18 protein-coding genes are annotated in these 18,340 nt (G+C 44.2%); 7 read left to right on the top strand and 11 right to left on the bottom strand.

Annotated features, from left to right (window positions below; translation table 11 throughout):
* Positions 1 to 9 precede the first annotated feature (9 nt).
* On the top strand, positions 10 to 372 hold the full coding sequence (locus tag PSF27_RS08750) for a DUF488 domain-containing protein (RefSeq protein ID WP_206085024.1): 363 nt from the start codon (positions 10 to 12) through the stop codon (positions 370 to 372).
* On the top strand, positions 373 to 894 hold the full coding sequence (locus tag PSF27_RS08745; RefSeq protein WP_272538910.1) for a DUF2569 family protein: 522 nt from the start codon (positions 373 to 375) through the stop codon (positions 892 to 894).
* Between the two features lie 35 nt (positions 895 to 929).
* Here the strand turns inward: PSF27_RS08745 and PSF27_RS08740 are convergent, their stop codons facing one another.
* The 7 genes from PSF27_RS08740 to PSF27_RS08710 all read right to left on the bottom strand — a co-directional run bounded on the left by PSF27_RS08740 (position 930) and on the right by PSF27_RS08710 (position 7,963).
* Positions 930 to 2,501 (bottom strand): ATP-binding cassette domain-containing protein, encoded by a 1,572-nt coding sequence (locus tag PSF27_RS08740; protein WP_272681285.1) that lies wholly within the window; start codon positions 2,499 to 2,501, stop codon positions 930 to 932.
* 291 nt (positions 2,502 to 2,792) lie between these two features.
* Positions 2,793 to 4,283 (bottom strand): glycerol-3-phosphate dehydrogenase, encoded by a 1,491-nt coding sequence (glpD, locus tag PSF27_RS08735; RefSeq protein ID WP_272538912.1) that lies wholly within the window; start codon positions 4,281 to 4,283, stop codon positions 2,793 to 2,795.
* 291 nt (positions 4,284 to 4,574) lie between these two features.
* Positions 4,575 to 5,333 (bottom strand): DeoR/GlpR family transcriptional regulator, encoded by a 759-nt coding sequence (locus tag PSF27_RS08730; RefSeq protein ID WP_225820094.1) that lies wholly within the window; start codon positions 5,331 to 5,333, stop codon positions 4,575 to 4,577.
* 28 nt (positions 5,334 to 5,361) lie between these two features.
* Positions 5,362 to 6,210 (bottom strand): rhomboid family intramembrane serine protease GlpG, encoded by an 849-nt coding sequence (gene glpG, locus PSF27_RS08725; RefSeq protein ID WP_272538913.1) that lies wholly within the window; start codon positions 6,208 to 6,210, stop codon positions 5,362 to 5,364.
* Positions 6,211 to 6,226: 16 nt separating this feature from the next.
* Complete coding sequence (gene glpE, locus PSF27_RS08720) at positions 6,227 to 6,550, bottom strand: thiosulfate sulfurtransferase GlpE (RefSeq protein WP_047756248.1); 324 nt, start codon at positions 6,548 to 6,550, stop codon at positions 6,227 to 6,229.
* 87 nt (positions 6,551 to 6,637) lie between these two features.
* Complete coding sequence (gene nfuA / locus PSF27_RS08715; protein ID WP_047756247.1) at positions 6,638 to 7,216, bottom strand: Fe-S biogenesis protein NfuA; 579 nt, start codon at positions 7,214 to 7,216, stop codon at positions 6,638 to 6,640.
* A gap of 63 nt (positions 7,217 to 7,279) precedes the next feature.
* The gene (locus PSF27_RS08710; protein ID WP_206085011.1) at positions 7,280 to 7,963 is read right to left on the bottom strand and encodes a DNA utilization protein GntX; all 684 of its coding nucleotides are present in this window, start codon (positions 7,961 to 7,963) and stop codon (positions 7,280 to 7,282) included.
* A gap of 47 nt (positions 7,964 to 8,010) precedes the next feature.
* Here PSF27_RS08710 and bioH point away from each other — a divergent pair, with 47 nt between their 5' ends.
* Complete coding sequence (bioH, locus tag PSF27_RS08705; RefSeq protein ID WP_272681284.1) at positions 8,011 to 8,787, top strand: pimeloyl-ACP methyl ester esterase BioH; 777 nt, start codon at positions 8,011 to 8,013, stop codon at positions 8,785 to 8,787.
* A gap of 26 nt (positions 8,788 to 8,813) precedes the next feature.
* Here the strand turns inward: bioH and PSF27_RS08700 are convergent, their stop codons facing one another.
* From PSF27_RS08700 to PSF27_RS08685, 4 genes are all read right to left on the bottom strand, one after another.
* Positions 8,814 to 9,047: a FeoC-like transcriptional regulator gene (locus tag PSF27_RS08700; RefSeq protein ID WP_206085003.1), complete on the bottom strand. Its 234-nt coding sequence runs from the start codon at positions 9,045 to 9,047 to the stop codon at positions 8,814 to 8,816.
* Positions 9,048 to 9,057: 10 nt separating this feature from the next.
* Complete coding sequence (feoB, locus tag PSF27_RS08695; protein ID WP_272681283.1) at positions 9,058 to 11,376, bottom strand: Fe(2+) transporter permease subunit FeoB; 2,319 nt, start codon at positions 11,374 to 11,376, stop codon at positions 9,058 to 9,060.
* Between the two features lie 29 nt (positions 11,377 to 11,405).
* Positions 11,406 to 11,636, bottom strand: coding sequence for a ferrous iron transporter A (feoA, locus tag PSF27_RS08690; RefSeq protein ID WP_047756225.1), 231 nt, complete (start codon positions 11,634 to 11,636; stop codon positions 11,406 to 11,408).
* A 364-nt stretch (positions 11,637 to 12,000) separates the two neighbouring features.
* Entirely contained in the window at positions 12,001 to 14,331 is a 2,331-nt protein-coding gene (locus PSF27_RS08685) for a Tex family protein (RefSeq protein WP_272681282.1), read from the bottom strand.
* A 169-nt stretch (positions 14,332 to 14,500) separates the two neighbouring features.
* Here PSF27_RS08685 and greB point away from each other — a divergent pair, with 169 nt between their 5' ends.
* The 4 genes from greB (at position 14,501) to PSF27_RS08665 (ending at position 18,239) form a co-directional block, all read left to right on the top strand.
* On the top strand, positions 14,501 to 14,986 hold the full coding sequence (greB, locus tag PSF27_RS08680) for a transcription elongation factor GreB (protein ID WP_206084992.1): 486 nt from the start codon (positions 14,501 to 14,503) through the stop codon (positions 14,984 to 14,986).
* Positions 14,987 to 15,100: 114 nt separating this feature from the next.
* Positions 15,101 to 15,820 carry an osmolarity response regulator transcription factor OmpR gene (gene ompR / locus PSF27_RS08675; protein ID WP_042847751.1) on the top strand — a complete coding sequence of 240 codons (720 nt, stop codon included), beginning with the start codon at positions 15,101 to 15,103 and terminating at the stop codon, positions 15,818 to 15,820.
* Entirely contained in the window at positions 15,817 to 17,148 is a 1,332-nt protein-coding gene (gene envZ, locus PSF27_RS08670; RefSeq protein ID WP_206084984.1) for a two-component system sensor histidine kinase EnvZ, read from the top strand. Before ompR ends, envZ begins: the two co-directional genes overlap by 4 nt.
* Before the next feature lie 260 nt (positions 17,149 to 17,408).
* A complete protein-coding gene (locus PSF27_RS08665) occupies positions 17,409 to 18,239 on the top strand; it encodes a hypothetical protein (protein WP_272681281.1) in 831 nt (276 codons plus the stop codon).
* The last annotated feature ends 101 nt before the right edge of the window (positions 18,240 to 18,340 follow it).

The following is an 18,340-nucleotide window of genomic DNA, read 5'->3' as shown; positions in this document are numbered from 1 at the left end:
GGTGAAGTGATGATTTATTGCAAAAGAGTGTATGACCCTGTGACTAAGAATGATGGCTATCGTGTCTTAGTCGATAGGCTATGGCCTCGAGGGATTAAAAAAATCGATTTACAGTGTGATGAGTGGAATAAAGAAGTGGCTCCCTCTAATGAGTTACGAAAATGGTTCCATCAACATACCGATCAATTCGAGCAATTTGTGCAGCGCTATTGCGAGGAATTGAATAACACCGAGGCTTGGCAAAGGTTAGTTGAGCAGGCGGAGCAAGGTCATGTGACATTATTGTATAGCGCAAAAAATACAGAACATAATCAAGCGACTGTACTCAAAAAATACATTGAAGAAAAAATACAGAATACAAAGGTTTGTTAAATGGAGAATTCTCAATCCACGGTTCAATTAGAGCAGGTTGTCGCTCAAGTCGTCCCGCAGGCCCCGAAAAAAATGCTTGAAGGACTCGGTGGTTGGTTGATTTGGCCAGTTATTGGGCTGTTTTATATGTTGTATAAAATGGTCATGATGTTAATGCAAGAAGTCTCTCAAGTAAAAACGGTTTGGCCGCTTGCTACACAAGTGGGCTCTGACTTTTATGTGCCAGGTTTTTCAATGGGTTATTACCTATTGCAAACGGGTTATGGGGTTATCATTGCATTACTATTGTGGACTTTTATTGCAGCAGTTAAATGGAAAAAAAGTGCGAAGTGGTTGTTTATCATAACCATGTTGCTATATACCTTGATGGTGTTTGTTGCCCGCTTTGTATTCCCTTATACATTCGGTATGGAAATTAATTACTCAAACGTTATCACCGCGATTAATGGCAGCTTCTATTGTGTGTTATGGATACCGTATTTTTTAGTTTCTAACCGCGTTAAAAACACGTTTATTCGCTAATAATTAACCACCTCTTTCGAAGGTGGTTAATTATTCTATTCGTTAGAAAGATTCAATGTATGGGTAATATTGCAGCGCTCAATAAAGGCGTTATCATGGGAAACCAATAGCAATGTACCTTGGTAATTGTTTAATACATCCTCCAGTAATTGCTTCGATTCTAAATCCAGATGGTTATCTGGCTCGTCGAGTAACAAAATCGCAGGTGGATTCGGGCTATGGGTCAGCGCTAATAATGTGGCTTTGAGCTGTTCGCCCCCACTCAGTTGTTGTAGTGGTAGCAAGGATTTATCGCCTCGAATCCGTAACATGCCTAGTTGTGTCCGCCATTGTTCAACCGTAAATATGGGTTGGTGTTGGTGGAGTGCCTCGCCAACGGGTAGCGTTTTATCGAGTAAGTTTAGGTGTTGGTCTAAATAGCAAAAACATCCACTTAGGCGGGATTCGCCCGATTGGGCTTTCAGGTGCCCTGCAAGTACTTTAAGTAAGGTGGATTTACCACAACCATTATCACCTTGAATATGCCAATGCTCCCCACTGTATACGGTGAATGATAGAGGTGATAAATGGCCATAGGGCAAGCAAAGATCGGAAGCGAAAATCGTCACTTTTTTCCCCTCACACTGGTAGGCAATGACCATTTTTTGCTGCTTGATATGGTGTATTTTCTCTTGGTTTTCTTGTTGTTGTCCTTGCAAATTATCCATCACCCGTTGATGGCGGTCGGCAACATTAGACCGCCTTTTTTCCGCACGGTTTTTCTGCATATCGAGTAGCAGTAAGGACTGAGAGCCACCATAACGGATTTTTTCTCCTTGTTTTTTCCGTTGAGCGGCTTTTTGTAACGTGGTTTGTAGTTGCTTTTTTTCTTGGTTAATACGTTTTTCTAAACGCGCAGCTTGGGCATCAATCGCCGCGATTTCGAAATTCTTCTGCGTGTCATATAACGCATAATTTCCCCCATATTCTTGTAAACCTTTCTCGGTGAGTTCAAAAATCGTTGCCATTTCACCCAGCAATGCTCGGTTATGAGAGATAACAAGGCTACCTGCTCTGTGCTCAGTCAGTTTTTGGCTTAGCCATTGACGGCTTCTGGTGTCTAAGTGGTTATCTGGTTCATCAAGCAGTAGAAAGCTATCTTGCTGTAAAAAGGCACGACATAGAGCAAGGCGCGTGCGCTCGCCACCACTGAGATGGGCGATAGGGGTTTCCATCGAAACGGGCAACCGTGCGGAATCTAGCAAATTTTGCCATTGAGACGGTAAATGCCATTTGTCGTCGACTAACTCAAAATCGGGTTGAGTTCCATTACCCGCTTCAATACGAGAAAAGGCATGATAGAGCGAGGTAATACCTAAGGCATCGACGAGAGTTTCTCCTGTTAAGCGGGTGAGTTGATTAACATGGATAAAAGGCATATTCCAATGTACATCACCTTGTGTTGGCACGAATACTTGAGCCAGTAACTGCATGAGTACGGATTTACCTCGACCATTATGGCCAATTAAGGCATTTTTTTGACAAGATAATGTCCCGCTTAGAGGGGGGAACAGGGCCGTTTGGTTAAATTCGATATTCAGTTGTGAAAAGTGACACGCAATTGTCATAGGCACCTCCAAAAATAAAGAGTGCAGACAACGTCGTTGACTTATCAAGAAGCGTCGATGAATAGCGTTGCCTGCCAGGAACAGAAAAATGAATACCAAGGTGGTATTGGAAAATATTTTCTGGCAGTGCTTAATTCATCGTAGGGAGTACCTGCTAAGTTAAGTGATGGGATAAAAGCCGTGCATATTATAGACAAAGAAAATCAATTTAAGCAACATATAGACTTAAAATATAAAAAAGCCAGTCAATTCAAGTTGACTGGCTTTGTACTAACAACGAGATTTTTACGATTATGCAGAGGTGTGCTCTGACAACCATTGTGCAATGCGCTGTTTTTCTGAATCATTCAGCCACATGCCCAATTTAGTACGACGCCAGATAGCATCATCCAATTCTGTTACCCACTCATTTTCCACTAAGTAACGTAGTTCGGCTTCATAGACGTTGGCACCGAATGATTCGCCGAGATCACTGAGCGAGTTTGCGCCATCCAAAATCAGTTTGCTGTTACTGCCGTAAGTTCTTGCATAACGCAGCGCGATCCCTTCAGGAAGCCATTGATAATGTTGGCGTAATACGCGAGCATAGCCATCACGGTCGCAACCTTCGATATCACCACCTGGTAATTGACCATTTTTCGTCCACGGGCTACCTGCGTTCGGGTAATAAGTGGCGAGCTTATTCACAGCAGCTTCAGCTAGTTTACGATAAGTGGTTAATTTACCGCCGAATACAGACAGTAACGGTGCTTGGCCTTGCTCATCGTGAATATCTAATGTGTAGTCACGGGTAATTGCTTGCGGTGAGTCAGACTCATCATCACACAGTGGGCGAACGCCTGAGTAATCCCATACCACGTCTTCAACGGTTAACTGTTTTTTGAAGTGATCGTTGTACACTTTGAGTAAATAGCTGACTTCTTTGTCATCAATTTTGACGTCTTTTGGATCGCCTTTGTATTCCACATCTGTTGTACCGATGATTGAGAACTCATCCATCCACGGAATAACAAAGACAATACGGTTATCCTCGTTTTGCAGGATGTAAGCTTGTGGTTCATCGTGAGCGCGTGGAACAACGATATGGCTACCTTTAATTAAGCGAATGCCGTATGGCGATTTTAATTTCAAGCCATCGTCGAAGAATTCTTTCACCCATGGACCCGTTGCATTCACCAGTCCTTTCGCTTTCCAAGTGAGAGTTTCGCCTGTACGTAAGTCTTGTGCTTCAACAACCCATAAGCCATTTTCACGATAAGCACGAGTCACTTTTGTGCGAGTGCGAACTTCACCATGCTTACGTACCACTTCTTGAGCGTTTAGAACAACCAAACGCGCATCATCAACCCAACAATCTGAGTACTCAAACCCTTTGGTTAATTCAGGTTTCAGCACAGAGTTTTGGCCGAATTTTAAGCTTTTACTGCTTGGTAGGCTCACACGTTTACCTAAATGGTCATAAAGGAACAGACCGATACGGATCATCCACGCAGGGCGTAAATGAGGTTGGTGAGGTAAACGAAAGCGCATTGGAAACGCAATGTGCGGTGCCAGTCGTAATAAGACTTCGCGCTCAGCCAGTGCTTCACTGACTAATCTGAATTCATAATGTTCTAGGTAGCGTAAGCCACCATGGATCAGCTTTGAACTCGCTGATGAGGTTGCACTCGCTAAGTCTTGAGCTTCGAGCAGCAATACCGATAATCCACGACCTGCAGCGTCAGCTGCAATACCAGCGCCGTTGATCCCGCCGCCGATGACAATCAAGTCTTTAGTTTCCATGCATCCCCCTGAGATGTTCGAAACACTTTCAATAATGTTCGTTTTCGCTCATTTGATTGTAGTCAAAATGAATAGTGATGCCAACTATTATTAATAAGAAAAATAACAACTGCGTGATATTGGTAACAATTTTTTTTCAATAACCACAAATAAAATAATGGTATATAGGCAGGAAAAAACATTTTTGAGCGAAAAAGAAAAAGGAAATAACAGTTAGAAAGTTAAAGTAGAAAAGGGATATCATTAAGAGTGGTGGTAGTTAGCACTACCACCATGAGAATAACGTATTGATTAACAAAGCTCTAATTGAACGTTATGTTGCTCAATCACTTTGAGAATGCTGTCTGGCGGCTGTTTGTCGGTAAATAAATAGTCGATTAAGTTCATATTACCGAGATTGACCATTGCATTACGGCCGAACTTAGAGTGATCGGTGACTAACATCACGCAACGTGAATTTTCAATAATGGCGCGTTTTGTACGCACTTCATGATAATCGAACTCCAGTAGCGAGCCGTCCATATCAATGCCGCTAATGCCCAAAATGCCGTAATCTAACCTGAATTGAGAGATAAAATCGAGGGTCGCTTCACCCACAATACCACCATCACGCGAGCGTACTTCACCCCCCGCTAAAATTAAGCGGAAGTCTTCTTTTGGCATGAGTAACGTGGCGACGTTTAGGTTATTGGTAACAACACGCAGGTTTTTATGGTTAACCAACGCATGGGCCACAGCTTCAGGCGTGGTTCCGATATCAATAAATAGCGTCGCACCATCAGGAATTTGGCTCGCGACATGCTGCGCAATACGGGCTTTTTCATCTGACCACATGATTTTGCGGTCATGATATGCCGCGTTTACGGAGCTTGAAGGCAGTGCTGCGCCACCGTGGTGCCGCTGAATTTTATTTTGTTCAGCGAGGTCATTGAGGTCTCGTCGGATGGTTTGAGGGCTAACCTCAAAATGCTCGACAAGTTCTTCAGTACTGACATATCCCTGAAGACGCACAAGTTCAACGATTGCATCATGTCTCTGGGTTTGTTTCACAGCGTTAGCCTCTAATTATTAAAATGTATTATCTGGAACTCTGGTGTTTAATAAAGCTGTGCCTATTATCCCACACTCCCATCAATAAGCCGATAATTAACCCTGAAGTGTGTGCGGCATTCGCAATATGCATCCCTAAAATATCGAAGTAACCAAAAAAGAGCCAGATAATTGAGAAAATCATTAACCCTCGGGGAACATTCACGCCGCTTTCTGGGTTGCGCTCACCTGTTAGCCAAACGTAGCTAACTAGGGCATAAACGACACCCGATAAGCCCCCAAAGTTGTTTTCGCTAAACAGCGATTGTCCCCAGTTACTAAACAGGGCGGAGACTAATAAAATAGTAAAGAGCTTTCCTGTTCCCAGCTTGCGTTCAACTTGGCCAGCTAAAAACCACCATAGCGCAAGGTTAAACCCAATATGTGACAGTGAAAAATGCACAAAGGCGGGGCTTATCCAACGCCAAAGTTCTGATTGTTGGTCTCCAATTGGCCACGCTAAGTAACGTAATACTTCACGAGCATCGGTCATTTCTACCCAAAGATATACAATAATCGATAGCAGAATAACAGCAATTGTGAGTGGCCCTGATTGTTCTTTCAGGTAACCCCAAGTGAGAAAATTGCGGTATTGAAATTGCGCATCGGTATTACCTGTTTGCCAGCTAGCAGCAAGGTAGCGCGGGTCATTTGGGTTTTGCAGGAAAGTATCAAGCTCTTGACGGACTTGATTAAGAAATTGGTCATCTTCCAACCAAAGTTCATACAGCGCTTGTTCTTGGGAGGGTTTAAGGCTTAAATGGATATTTTGCCCTGCCATATAGTCAACAAATGCTTGCGCCATTCTTGGGTTAGCAAAGGAAGTGATGTGGATCATGAATGCGTTTTCTCGTCTAGAGCGCCGTGACGGCTTGTGGATATTCCCTTAACCAGGCTTCAAACCCGCCATTAATGCTGTAAACAGATTCATAGCCGATGTTTATCAGGTATTGTGCTGCGCCTTGGCTGCTGTGCCCGTGGTAGCACATTACCATAACGGGTTGTTCATAATCTGTTTGTTCTAAAAATTGACTCAGCGACTCATTGGTGAGGTGATAAGCACCGCTAGCATGACCTGCGCGGAAGCTTTGTGGATCACGTACATCAACAAGTACGGCAGAGCTTTCCAACCAATGTTGATAAGCTTGCTCTGGTGTTAGTGTCTCAAAATGGTCCATAAAATACCGAATATAGCGGGGAAAACCCCATAAAAAACGAATACGGCACCTGTAAGCAGAAAAACAGGTGCCAGATATCAGTGGCAATTAGTAGAAAGAGTGCTCGCCACGTTGGTGTTCAGTCAGGTCTTTAACGCCTTTTAACTCACCATCAAACATTTTCAGTAATTCTTTTTCGATACCTTCTTTTAAGGTGACATCGACCATAGAACAACCGTTACAACCACCACCAAATTGCAGGATAGCAAAGCCTTCATCGGTAATTTCCATTAGGGAAACACGGCCGCCGTGGCTGGCTAATTGTGGGTTAATTTGTGACTGTAAAACGTACTCAACGCGCTCGATTAATGGTGCATCATCAGAGACTTTGCGCATTTTTGCGTTTGGTGCTTTAAGCGTCAGTTGTGAACCCAGTTGGTCGGTAACGAAATCAATTTCGGCTTCTTCTAAGAAAGGCGCGCTAATTTCATCAACATAAGCAGATAATTTTTCGAACTTCAGTTCCTTATCTGTTGCTTCAACGGCACCTGGCGGGCAGTATGAAACGCCACACTCAGCTGTTGGTGTACCTGGGTTGATGACAAATACACGGATTTGGGTTCCTGGCTCTTGATTTTCCAACAACTTGGCAAAATGAGCCTGTGCTGCTTCAGTAATATTAATCATAATCATTTGCTCAATAATAGTTGACTGCTTTAGTTGGTTATAATACGCCCATTTACCCCTTTCCTACAAGGTGCGACAGAGTGACCACGCATCAACAGTGCGCGCTCCCGCACAAATCAACAATTGTGCGGCTGTATTCATTGTCGAACCTGTCGTAATAACATCATCGAGAATGGCGACATGTAGGCCAGAAACCGTAGTTTCTAAGGTAAATGCTCCCTTTAGGTTTTTTCGGCGATGTTCACGTTTTAATGTAATCTGCGCCAGTGTATCACGACTACGCAGTAATGAATTTTGCGAATAGGGGATATTTAACCATCTGGATAAATTTTCGCCTATTAACGCCATGTGGTCAAATCCTCGCCACCATAATCGATGACGATGCAAGGGAATGGTCATAATGAGGTCGGGTTTTTGCCATGTATTTTCGCGGTAACCCTGCAGCCAAAATAAAACAAAAATGCGTGCTAAAGCAAAAGCGAGCTGCGATTGTTGATTAAACTTAAAGTGATGAATAAGCTTACGTAATGGAGCTTGATAGGGTGCGGCGGTAATTAAACGTTGCCAAGCAGGGGGCTGTTTTAAGCAACGACCGCATTGCAGTGTTTCGAGTTCACTGGGCAGTGCACAGCGTGGGCAGCACTTCGGCATAGTTGGTAAGCTTTTCAGGCAAAAACTGCAAATACCTTGGCAGCTTAAATTGAGTGATTGATGGCATAGCCAACATGCCCCTTCCATTGATAGCATGATGATATTCCGTTAAAAAATGTTGATTGAATAAAGAGAGTGTAACCATGGCAAAGCTATATTGGCAGACCGTCGGCGAAGGAAAACAAGATCTTGTGTTGCTGCACGGGTGGGGGTTGAATGCGCAAGTTTGGCAAACAATTATTGTGCGAATCGCGCCGCATTTTCGTGTTCATCTCGTTGACTTGCCAGGTTATGGGCGGAGCCAAGATTTTGCACCAATGAACATTCAATCCATGGCAGATATTTTGTGGGAATACGCCCCGAAAAACGCCATTTGGTTAGGGTGGTCGCTGGGTGGACTAGTTGCCAGTCGAATTGCACTGGATCACCCTCATGAAGTTCAAGGGCTGATTACCGTTGCATCCTCCCCTTGCTTTAGAGCTAATGAGGATTGGGCGGGTATTCGGCCTGAAGTATTATTGGGTTTTGAACAACAGCTTGCCGCGGATTTTCATCGAACCGTTGAGCGCTTTTTAGCGTTGCAAACTTTAGGTACCGAAAGCGCCCGCACCGATGCACGCACTTTAAAATCAGTGGTGCTTGAACAACCTATTCCAACGGTGGAAACGTTAAATGCGGGGCTTGAATCATTGCGAACAGAAGATTTACGTGAAGAATTGAAGAGTTTACCTGTGCCGTTCTTACGGATTTATGGTTACCTTGATGGTTTAGTGCCGCGAAAAATAGTGCCTATGTTGGATACGCTTTATCCAAACTCTCCATCCGTGATTATGCGCAATAGTGCCCATGCACCGTTTATTTCGCACCCCGATGAGTTTTGTGAATATTTACTGGATTTTCAAAGCCGATTGGAAGAGTAAAGCGAGTAAGCCGCTGAGGTTGTGGCTTATTTCATCTTATAAACAAAATGGGCGCAGTCGGTGCTTTCTGGGCAGCCTTTGCAGCTGGAGCCCGTTAAGCAGGCGCTTATATCCACCTGCTCAATTTTTCCTAAGCTTTCCAACTTTTCCACCATCGCTTTTATCATTGGCGTTGGGGTGTTGAGTTGCTCGCTAAGTAACGCGATGTCAGCTTGCCCGTATAAAGCAATCAAATCTCTCACTTGTAGCAAGCTGATCATCGTTTAGTCCTTAGTGGCAGGTATTGCTAGAGCAGCCAGAGCACTGCTGTGCGGTTTTGCTTTTAATATTCAACGTCACGCGGCTACGCATGCGACGTAGGAACATGAACAGGGCAATATTAAACACCACAACAGCCACAATAGTCATTAAGCTACTTTGTGGGTGCTCACTGAAAGTTGCGGTTTGGTAAAACAGTGCTGACAGGCTATAGGCCACATTCAGTCCCCAGAAGATGGAGAAGCTCATCCAGCTTTTGTTCGTTTCGCGAGCAATTGCCCCCATGACCGACACACAAGGCACATACAGTAAGACAAAAATCAGGTAGCTATAGGCGGCGACACCTGAGCCAAATTTCGCGGCCATAGTGCCCATTGAGCCTGATTCCATTTCGCCATCCCCTTTGCTAGCTTCGATTGGGTTCGATAACGCGCTTAGGGTAAAGGTTTCTTTTAAGCTATCCCATGTTTCAGATACTGCATCTTCCAGCTCATTCCATAAGTTGAAGGACTCTGCATCGAACGGTTCCGAGGTAATCGCTTCGGCGGTGTAGAGGGTATTCAACGTCCCAACAACCACTTCTTTTGCCATCGCTCCCGTAATCAAGCCCACGGTTGCTTGCCAGTTGTCGGCGTGAACACCGATTGGCTGCAATGCAGGGGTGATCACTTTACTGACTGAAGCTAGAGCTGAGTCATTAATGTTATCAACAGGTTTACCTGAGAACGAGAAACTATTGAGTGCGCCGATAAAGATACTCGCCACAACAATGACTTTACCTGCACGCACCACGAAGCCTTTTAAGCGCTGCCACGTTTGAATTAACAACGTTTTGACGTGCGGCACGTGGTACACGGGTAGTTCCATCACGAATGGCGATGCTTCGCCACGCATGAGGGTATGTTTGAGTAAAAGCCCCGTGAGGATAGCGACCACAATCCCTAAAATATACAGGGAGAACACGACACTCGCGCCATTTTTACCAAAGAAAGCTGCGGCAAATACCGCGAAGATTGCCAGCCTTGCGCCGCAAGACATAAACGGCGCCATCAGAACGGTAATCAGCCTTTCACGTGGGGCATCAAGGGTACGAGCGCCCATAATCGATGGGACGTTGCAACCAAAGCCGACGATTAATGGAACAAACGATTTGCCCGGTAGGCCTAGCGCCTGCATCAATCTGTCCATCACGAAAGCGGCTCGTGCCATATAGCCTGAGTCTTCAAGGATGGAAAGGAACAGGTACATCATCCCGATTTGCGGTACCAATGGCAGAACGGTATTAATACCGCCACCAACACCTTGAGCCAAGAAGATAGTGAGCCAATCAGGGAAACTAAAGTAGGCACCAACCCACTGAATACCATGGATAAATATTGCCTCAGAGGCACCTTCAAAGAACGGCTGAAGTGCCCCACCAATATTGATGGCAAGGACGAACATCAGGTACATCACAAACAAGAAAATGGGGACGCCTAGCCAACGGTTGAGGATAAATTTATCCAGTGATTGCGTCAGTCGGTTAGGTTCAGCGGCACTATTGTTGATCGCCGCTTGGCAAATGGTCGCAATAGATTGATAACGCGCATCAGCAATCAGAAGTTCAGGTTCTTCATTTAATGTTTCAGTGAGTTGCTGGCGAGTGGCTTGTAATTGCGTTTCTGAAATTTCAGCACGTTGGCGACTATAAATATCCCCTTCTAGAATTTGCAGGGCTAACCAGCGGCGTTGTTGGTGGCTAAATTGTTGAGCTGAAATTTGTTCAGACAATGAATCAACAGCTTGTAATAGCTGTGGTGGATATTCAACAAGGGCTTTTTGGTTATTTTTTGGATGAGTATCAATGGTTTTTTTCAGTTTATCGATACCTGTTGCACGGGTTGAAACCATTGGGATCACAGGGCAGCCCAGCTGTTTTTCCAGTTTAGCAATATCGATATCAATATGTTGGCTTTGGGCGATGTCCAACATATTCAAGGCGACAATACAGGGGACGCCTAACTCAACGAGTTGTAATGTGAGATAGAGATTGCGTTCTAGGTTCGACGCATCGACGACGTTAATCAACATGTCAGCTTCGCCACTTAAAATAAAGTAGCAGGCGATTTGTTCGTCGAGGGAGGTTTGTTCCGAAATGGTCGTGAGCGAGTAGGTGCCAGGGAGGTCGACAAGCTCAATTTTGTGGTCATCCGTGTGAAAGCGGCCAACCTTGCGCTCAACGGTGACGCCAGCCCAGTTACCGACGCGCTGTCTTGACCCTGTTAGCTGGTTAAAAAGGGTTGTTTTACCTGCATTGGGGTTACCAATTAAGCCGATAGTCAATCGTTTCATAGTGTTTGCCAATAATCAAAAAAGAAGACTTAAGCGGTAGGCGCTTCATCAAGGTTTAGTAGGGCGAGGTCCTTTTTGCGTAGCACTAAGCTGACGCGGTGAGTTTCGATTTGTACTGGATCGCCAAAAGGCGCTAAACGCACCACTTTAAAAACGGAGCCCGGTAATAAACCGAGAGACAATAATTTTTGTCGGTATGCAGGGCTTATTTCGGGGGAGAAGCCCAGAATTTTGTAACTGCATTGAGGAAGTATAGCCATAGTGTCTTCCTATTATCTTCCTAACGATTCAATTCATAATGATACGGATAATTATTGTTAGAAAAGTTTGTGTCCACAAGCAAAACGCAGAGTAAAACAAAAATAAATCTAATTAACAATGAGAATCATAATCATCCACCTTTTGTTATATTTAGCCTCTTTTTTCGTCAATTTGACTTGATGTGGATCAACGAAGCATGGAGTTAGCGGTGTTTTTTAGATAGCGATGGAATAAGGCGAAAAGAATTGGCTGGGTTGATTTTCGAACAATATATTGGATTTGTTTATTAATTTAGTAGTGAAGATATTTCTAGAAAATACTAAATACCCCAATGAATTTATTGGGGTATTTAGCTTAATCAGACTACTTTTTTTTGCCAAACGCAGCGGCAAGTGCATCGCTCATAGCACTGTTACCTGATGAATTCACGTTTTGGCGTGAGTTGCCACGAGGTGCAGGGGCTTTACGTGCGTTTTTATCTTGTGCTGGTGCCGCTTTGCGAGGTGCGCTATGAGAATCCCCTGCTTGTTCGTCCAAACGCATGGTGAGGGCAATACGCTTGCGGGCAATATCCACATCTAACACTTTCACTTTCACAATATCGCCCGCTTTCACCACTTTGTGTGGGTCTTCGACGTAACTATTGGAGAGTGAAGAGATATGCACTAAGCCATCTTGGTGTACGCCGATATCCACAAACGCACCAAAGTTGGTCACGTTGGTCACTGCACCTTCTAAAATCATGCCAGAAACGAGGTCATTCATTGTTTCCACACCTTCTGCAAAGGTAGCGGTTTTAAATTCAGGGCGTGGGTCACGACCCGGTTTTTCTAACTCTTTGATGATATCTGTAACGGTGGGTACACCAAATTGTTCTGTGGTGAAATCACGCGGACTCAGTGTGTTGAGCACTTGTGAATTACCCATAATGTCTTTCAATGGCTGGCGGACGGTTTGCAGAATTTTTTCAACAATAGGGTAAGCTTCAGGGTGAACTGTTGATGCATCCAGCGGGTTCTCACCATTGGTGATACGCAGGAACCCTGCACATTGTTCAAAGGCTTTAGGCCCAAGGCGAGCTACTTTCAACAACTGTTTTCGGTCATTGAATTGGCCATTTTCATCGCGCCAATCAACCACGTTCTGCGCTATCATTTTGCTCAAGCCTGCAACACGGGTAAGCAAAGCGACTGACGCGGTATTTAAGTCTACACCTACGGAGTTTACGCAGTCTTCGACAACGGCATCCAGTTTACGGGCGAGTTGGGTTTGGCTAACATCATGTTGATATTGACCCACGCCAATAGATTTCGGGTCGATTTTAACCAGTTCAGCCAGCGGGTCTTGTAGACGGCGAGCAATCGATACGGCACCACGCAAAGACACATCCAAGGTTGGGAATTCTAGCGCGGCTAGCTCAGAGGCGGAGTACACTGATGCACCCGCTTCACTGACAATCACTTTTTGCGCAGTGACTTCAGGGTATTGTTTTTGCACCTCCGCAAAGAAACGTTCAGTTTCGCGAGACGCGGTACCGTTACCAATCGCCACTAATTCAACGTTATGTTTCTGGCACAATGCCGCCACAATGGTTGCTGCTTTCGCTGCTTGCCCAGTGTGCGGGTAGATAGTATCGGTCGCGATCAGTTTTCCTGTCGCATCCACAACCGCAACTTTCACTCCAGTACGTAGACCAGGATCGAGGCCCATCGTTGCACGCATACCTGCGGGCGCAGCCATCAGTAAGTCGCTGAGGTTACGGGCAAAAACATTAATCGCTTCTTCTTCGGCTTTTTCACGTAAAGCGCTCATCACCTCTGTTTCTAAGTGCAGAAGCACTTTGACACGCCATGTCCAGCTAATGACCGCTTTACGCCATTGGTCGGCAGGGGCGTTATTCAAACGCACATCTAAGTGGCGAGTAATAATCTCTTCGCAATAACTTTCTTTGGGTGGCTCCTCGAATTGAGGGTCACAATTTAACGAAAGCTGTAAAATGCCTTCGTTGCGACCTCGGAACATTGCCAGTGCGCGGTGTGAAGGCACTTGGGAAACGGGTTCTTGGTGTTCGAAGTAATCGCTAAATTTGACGCCTTCTGCTTGTTTGCCTTCTGCAACGACGGAAACGAGGTGCGCATTTTTCCAAATATAGTCACGAACTTTCGCCAATAAAGTTGCATCTTCGGCGAAACGCTCCATCAGGATGTAACGAGCACCATCTAAAGCTGCTTTCACATCCGCCACGCCTTTATCTGCGTCGATATAAGTTTGAGCAAGGGCTTCAGGGGATTGGCTTGGGTCTGTCCACAGCGTATCCGCTAATGGCTCAAGTCCCGCTTCAATGGCGATTTGCCCACGAGTGCGACGTTTTGGTTTGTAGGGTAAGTAAAGGTCTTCAAGTTCGGTTTTATTGAGCGTGCTGTTGATAGCAGCGGCGAGTTCAGGGGATAACTTCCCTTGTTCTTCAATCGACTTGAGAATGGTTTGCTTACGATCGTTGAGTTCGCGTAAGTACCCTAAGCGGCTTTCTAGCTGGCGAAGCTGAGTATCGTCCAACCCTCCGGTAACCTCTTTACGGTAACGCGCGATAAACGGGACAGTATTGCCTTCATCCAACAATGTGATGGCAGAAAAAACCTGTTTCGGTTGGGCTTGCAGTTCTGCTGCAATAATTTGGCTTAGAGTTTCATTCATGTCGTGTTTAAATACCTACTGAAAGAACAGTTAAAAAATTTACTGCACTGTTATACTTGGTGGTAGCGAGAATTTCCAGACTGAATTTCGGTCTATTGGTAGGAAAGTCTCAGATTATGTTCTATAAAATATTATCATTTTTGTACTTATTGACTAATATTCTAAGGTTATGGCGAAAAGTCTATTAATAACGCGTGAAGGTTGGGATACGCTCGACAAAGAGCTTAAGTATCTGTGGAAAGAGGAACGGCCTAGAGTGACCCAATCGGTCTCAGAGGCTGCGGCACAAGGCGATCGCTCAGAAAACGCTGAATATATTTATGGTAAAAAAAGGCTGCGTGAGATAGACCGACGCATTCGTTTTTTATCTAAAAGATTGGATCAACTCAGGATTATCGAGCCAGATCCTCGCCAAGAAGGCCGTGTCTTTTTTGGTGCATGGGTTAAACTTGAAGATGATAATGAAAATATCAGAATATTCCGCATAGTTGGCGCGGATGAGTTTAATCCTGCAAAACAATGGATTTCAATTGACTCTCCTGTTGCACGCGCTCTGATTGGTAAGCAGGTTGATGATGAAATTACGGTGAACACGCCTGGTGGGGATGTCACCTATTTTGTTTTAGAAATAAGCTATAAACCACTAACCGCCTGAAGTGTAAAATGATTCATTAAATCTATGGTTAATGGTAAATTAGTGAACATTAAACGTGTTTTTGTTTACTTTTAGAACAATAATTTGAAAGATGCACATCTTGAGGGCTACAAAATGCAGGAAAGTTATAAAGTTCTTGTCGTCGATGATGATATGCGTTTACGTGCACTGCTGGAGCGTTACCTCACTGAACAAGGCTTTCAGGTCAGGAGTGCTGCAAACGCCGAACAAATGGACAGGATCCTGACGAGGGAATCTATTCATCTGATCGTGTTAGATTTAATGCTTCCAGGTGAAGATGGCCTATCAATCTGCCGTCGTTTACGTAGCCAAAATAACCCAATCCCGATCATTATGGTTACGGCAAAGGGTGAAGAAGTTGACCGTATTGTTGGTTTAGAAATCGGGGCGGATGATTATATTCCTAAACCGTTCAACCCACGTGAGCTGCTGGCTCGTATTCGCGCCGTATTACGCCGCCAAGCAAATGAATTGCCAGGTGCGCCATCTCAGGATGACGCAGTCATTACCTTTGGTAAATTTAAGCTAAATCTTGGAACGCGTGAAATGTTCCAAGGTGATGAAAATATGCCACTGACCAGTGGCGAGTTTGCGGTATTAAAAGTGTTGGTTTCTTATCCAAGGGAGCCGCTATCTCGTGACAAGCTCATGAGCCTAGCAAGAGGCCGCGAGTACAGTGCGATGGAACGTTCAATTGACGTTCAAATTTCGCGTCTGCGTCGCATGGTTGAAGAAGACCCAGCGCACCCACGCTATATTCAAACGGTTTGGGGCTTGGGCTATGTGTTTGTTCCGGATGGAAGTAAAGCATGAAGCGACTGAGGTTCTCACGACGTAGTACATTTTCTCGTTCGTTGTTTTTATTTGTTGCGCTGCTGTTCGCGAGCTTAGTGACCAGCTATATGGTGGTATTGAATTTTGTTGTGATGCCTAGCTTACAACAATTCAATAAAGTCCTTGCGTACGAAGTTAGAACATTGATGACCGAGAAAATGGTTCTACAAGATGGGACCTCAGTGCGGGTTTCCCCCGCTTTGCGTAAGAAAATCTACAATGAATTAGGTATTACGTTCTATGCCCATTCTGCTGCCATGGAGGAAGGGCTGAATTGGGCTAAAGAGTATGATTTTCTGAGCGAACACATGTCGCAATACTTAGGCGGTAAGGCAAATGTTCATCTTGAGCTTGGCCGTGAGTATCCGATTTTGTGGTTAACGTCTTATCTCGCCCCAGATATTTGGGTGCGAGTACCTCTGACTGAAATTGGTCAAAACCAGTTTTCCCTTGTTTTCAGGTATACCTTAACCATTTTCCTCACGATCTTTGCAGGGGTATGGCTGTATATTCGCTACCAAAACAAGCCATTACTTGAATTGGAGTACCATGCAGGGGAGGTCGGAAAGGGCTTTGTATTGCCCCCGATGCAAGAAAAGGGGGCAACGGAAGTTAGGGCAGCAATTCGGTCTTTTAACCACATGGCTGCTGGGATTAAAACCCTTGAAAATGACCGAACTGTCTTGATGGCAGGGGTTAGCCATGACTTAAGAACACCATTAACTCGTATCCGCTTAGCGACAGAAATGATGAGCCCAGAAGACAGCTATCTGGCAGAGTCTATCAACAAAGATATTGAAGAGTGTGATGCGATTATTGGTCAATTCATGTCTTACCTGAAAACAGGTCAAGAGATGGATATGGAATTCTGCGATCTCAACGCGATTCTGATGGAAGCAGTCAATTCAGAAAGCAGTGTGGTTGGCGAAATCGAAACGGCGTTAGAACCTGGATCCATGATTGTGAACGGTAACCCGTTGGCCATCAAACGTGCAATCACTAATATGATTGTAAATGCGTACCGCTATGGAAATGGCTGGATCAAAGTCAGCAGTGGAAAAAACGAAGATTTTGTCTGGTTCCAAGTGGAAGATGACGGCGCGGGTATCAAAGACGAAGATATCCACCGCTTATTCCAACCGTTCGTGCAAGGCGAAAAAGCACGAAGTAATACAGGGACAGGCCTGGGGCTAGCGATTATACGCCGTATAGTGGACGCCCATGAAGGGAGCATTGAGATCCACAAAAGTGAGCGCGGCGGGTTTGCAATACGGGCTTTACTTCCTCTTAAAGAGAAAGAAGACTGATATGCCTACAACTTGCACTATTTAGATCTATCTTTCTAAAATAATGCCATTAATTGGGCTCAAATTGTTTTGAGCCTTTCCCTGAATTTTCATATCTGCACGGTTGCGTCCAGCTGCTCGGTGCTGGATTCTTAATACCACCCGCTTAATAAATTTCCTTCTTATCTGTTCATTTATCAATGCCAGAATCGTTATATAAAAGACGCAATAGGTACCTTGCTTGGATAATCAGTGCAAATAAAATCATTATGGTAAATATTATGTCAGTTCATATTAGTGCAACTAAAATCATTCATACTTTATCCAAAAGCTTAAAAACATGCTCAAATTTTTTGTTTAATAAAAATAAAGGGAGTGTTTCGGGGCAGATGAAAAATGTAATGAATACGAATATTACAAATGTTTTACAAAAGGAAAAGAAAATAACACTGAAGGAACCAGTAGTTGGCAACTCGATTACAAAAGTTGCTGTACAACCATCAGAAAAACAAGCTGAACCAAAGCTATCCACCGCTTTACCAATGTCGATATCTCAGCCACCACCACCACCACCACCACCACCAATGCCTGATACTCTTCCAATACAACGATTACCAACAACTAAATTACCTAAACATGAAGAGTCAGTTAGGACAGAGGCAAAGCGTACGGTATTAAATCGACAGTTGACAGATAAAGTCGCCTCAGGTTTATTTGAAGAAATGGCAAAATTGCAAAGGTTTAAGGATGCGGGAAAGGAATGCAATAAGCCAGAATATGCCGCAAAGGAACTGACTGAAAGTGAAGCTGCAGTGCTAAAATTGAAAAATTCAGTTATTAAAAAGAATCAAAAAGTAGGCGTTTTTTCTGCTGCTAGTCTTGAAGAAAGTTCACTATTTAGGAAACTACAGGCAAAAGCGAAAATGGAAGACGATATTAGTCCTAAAAAACCTTCTTTAGAATCAACTTGTTCTCCTGCTATTAACAAATATATTGAACATGAAAGACAGTCGAAAAAAGATCTAGAAGCAAAAAAAGAAAGTATGAAAGCTGAGCTGATTGCTAGAGTCGCTAATCCAATGCTACGTAAAACAGGGATTAAGCTATCGTAATGTTATTTTGTTTTTTCTTTCGATAAACTCGCGAATGCGGGTTTATTTTTTTATAGATAAAATAATTTAAGACTTTTTTATGACAATACATCATTTCGTTA

This window comes from Providencia sp. PROV129, assembly GCF_028482245.1.
Classification (GTDB): Bacteria; Pseudomonadota; Gammaproteobacteria; order Enterobacterales; family Enterobacteriaceae; genus Providencia; species Providencia vermicola.
Note: the sequence above shows the minus strand (reverse complement) of the source record. Positions and strands in the feature narration are given on the sequence as shown.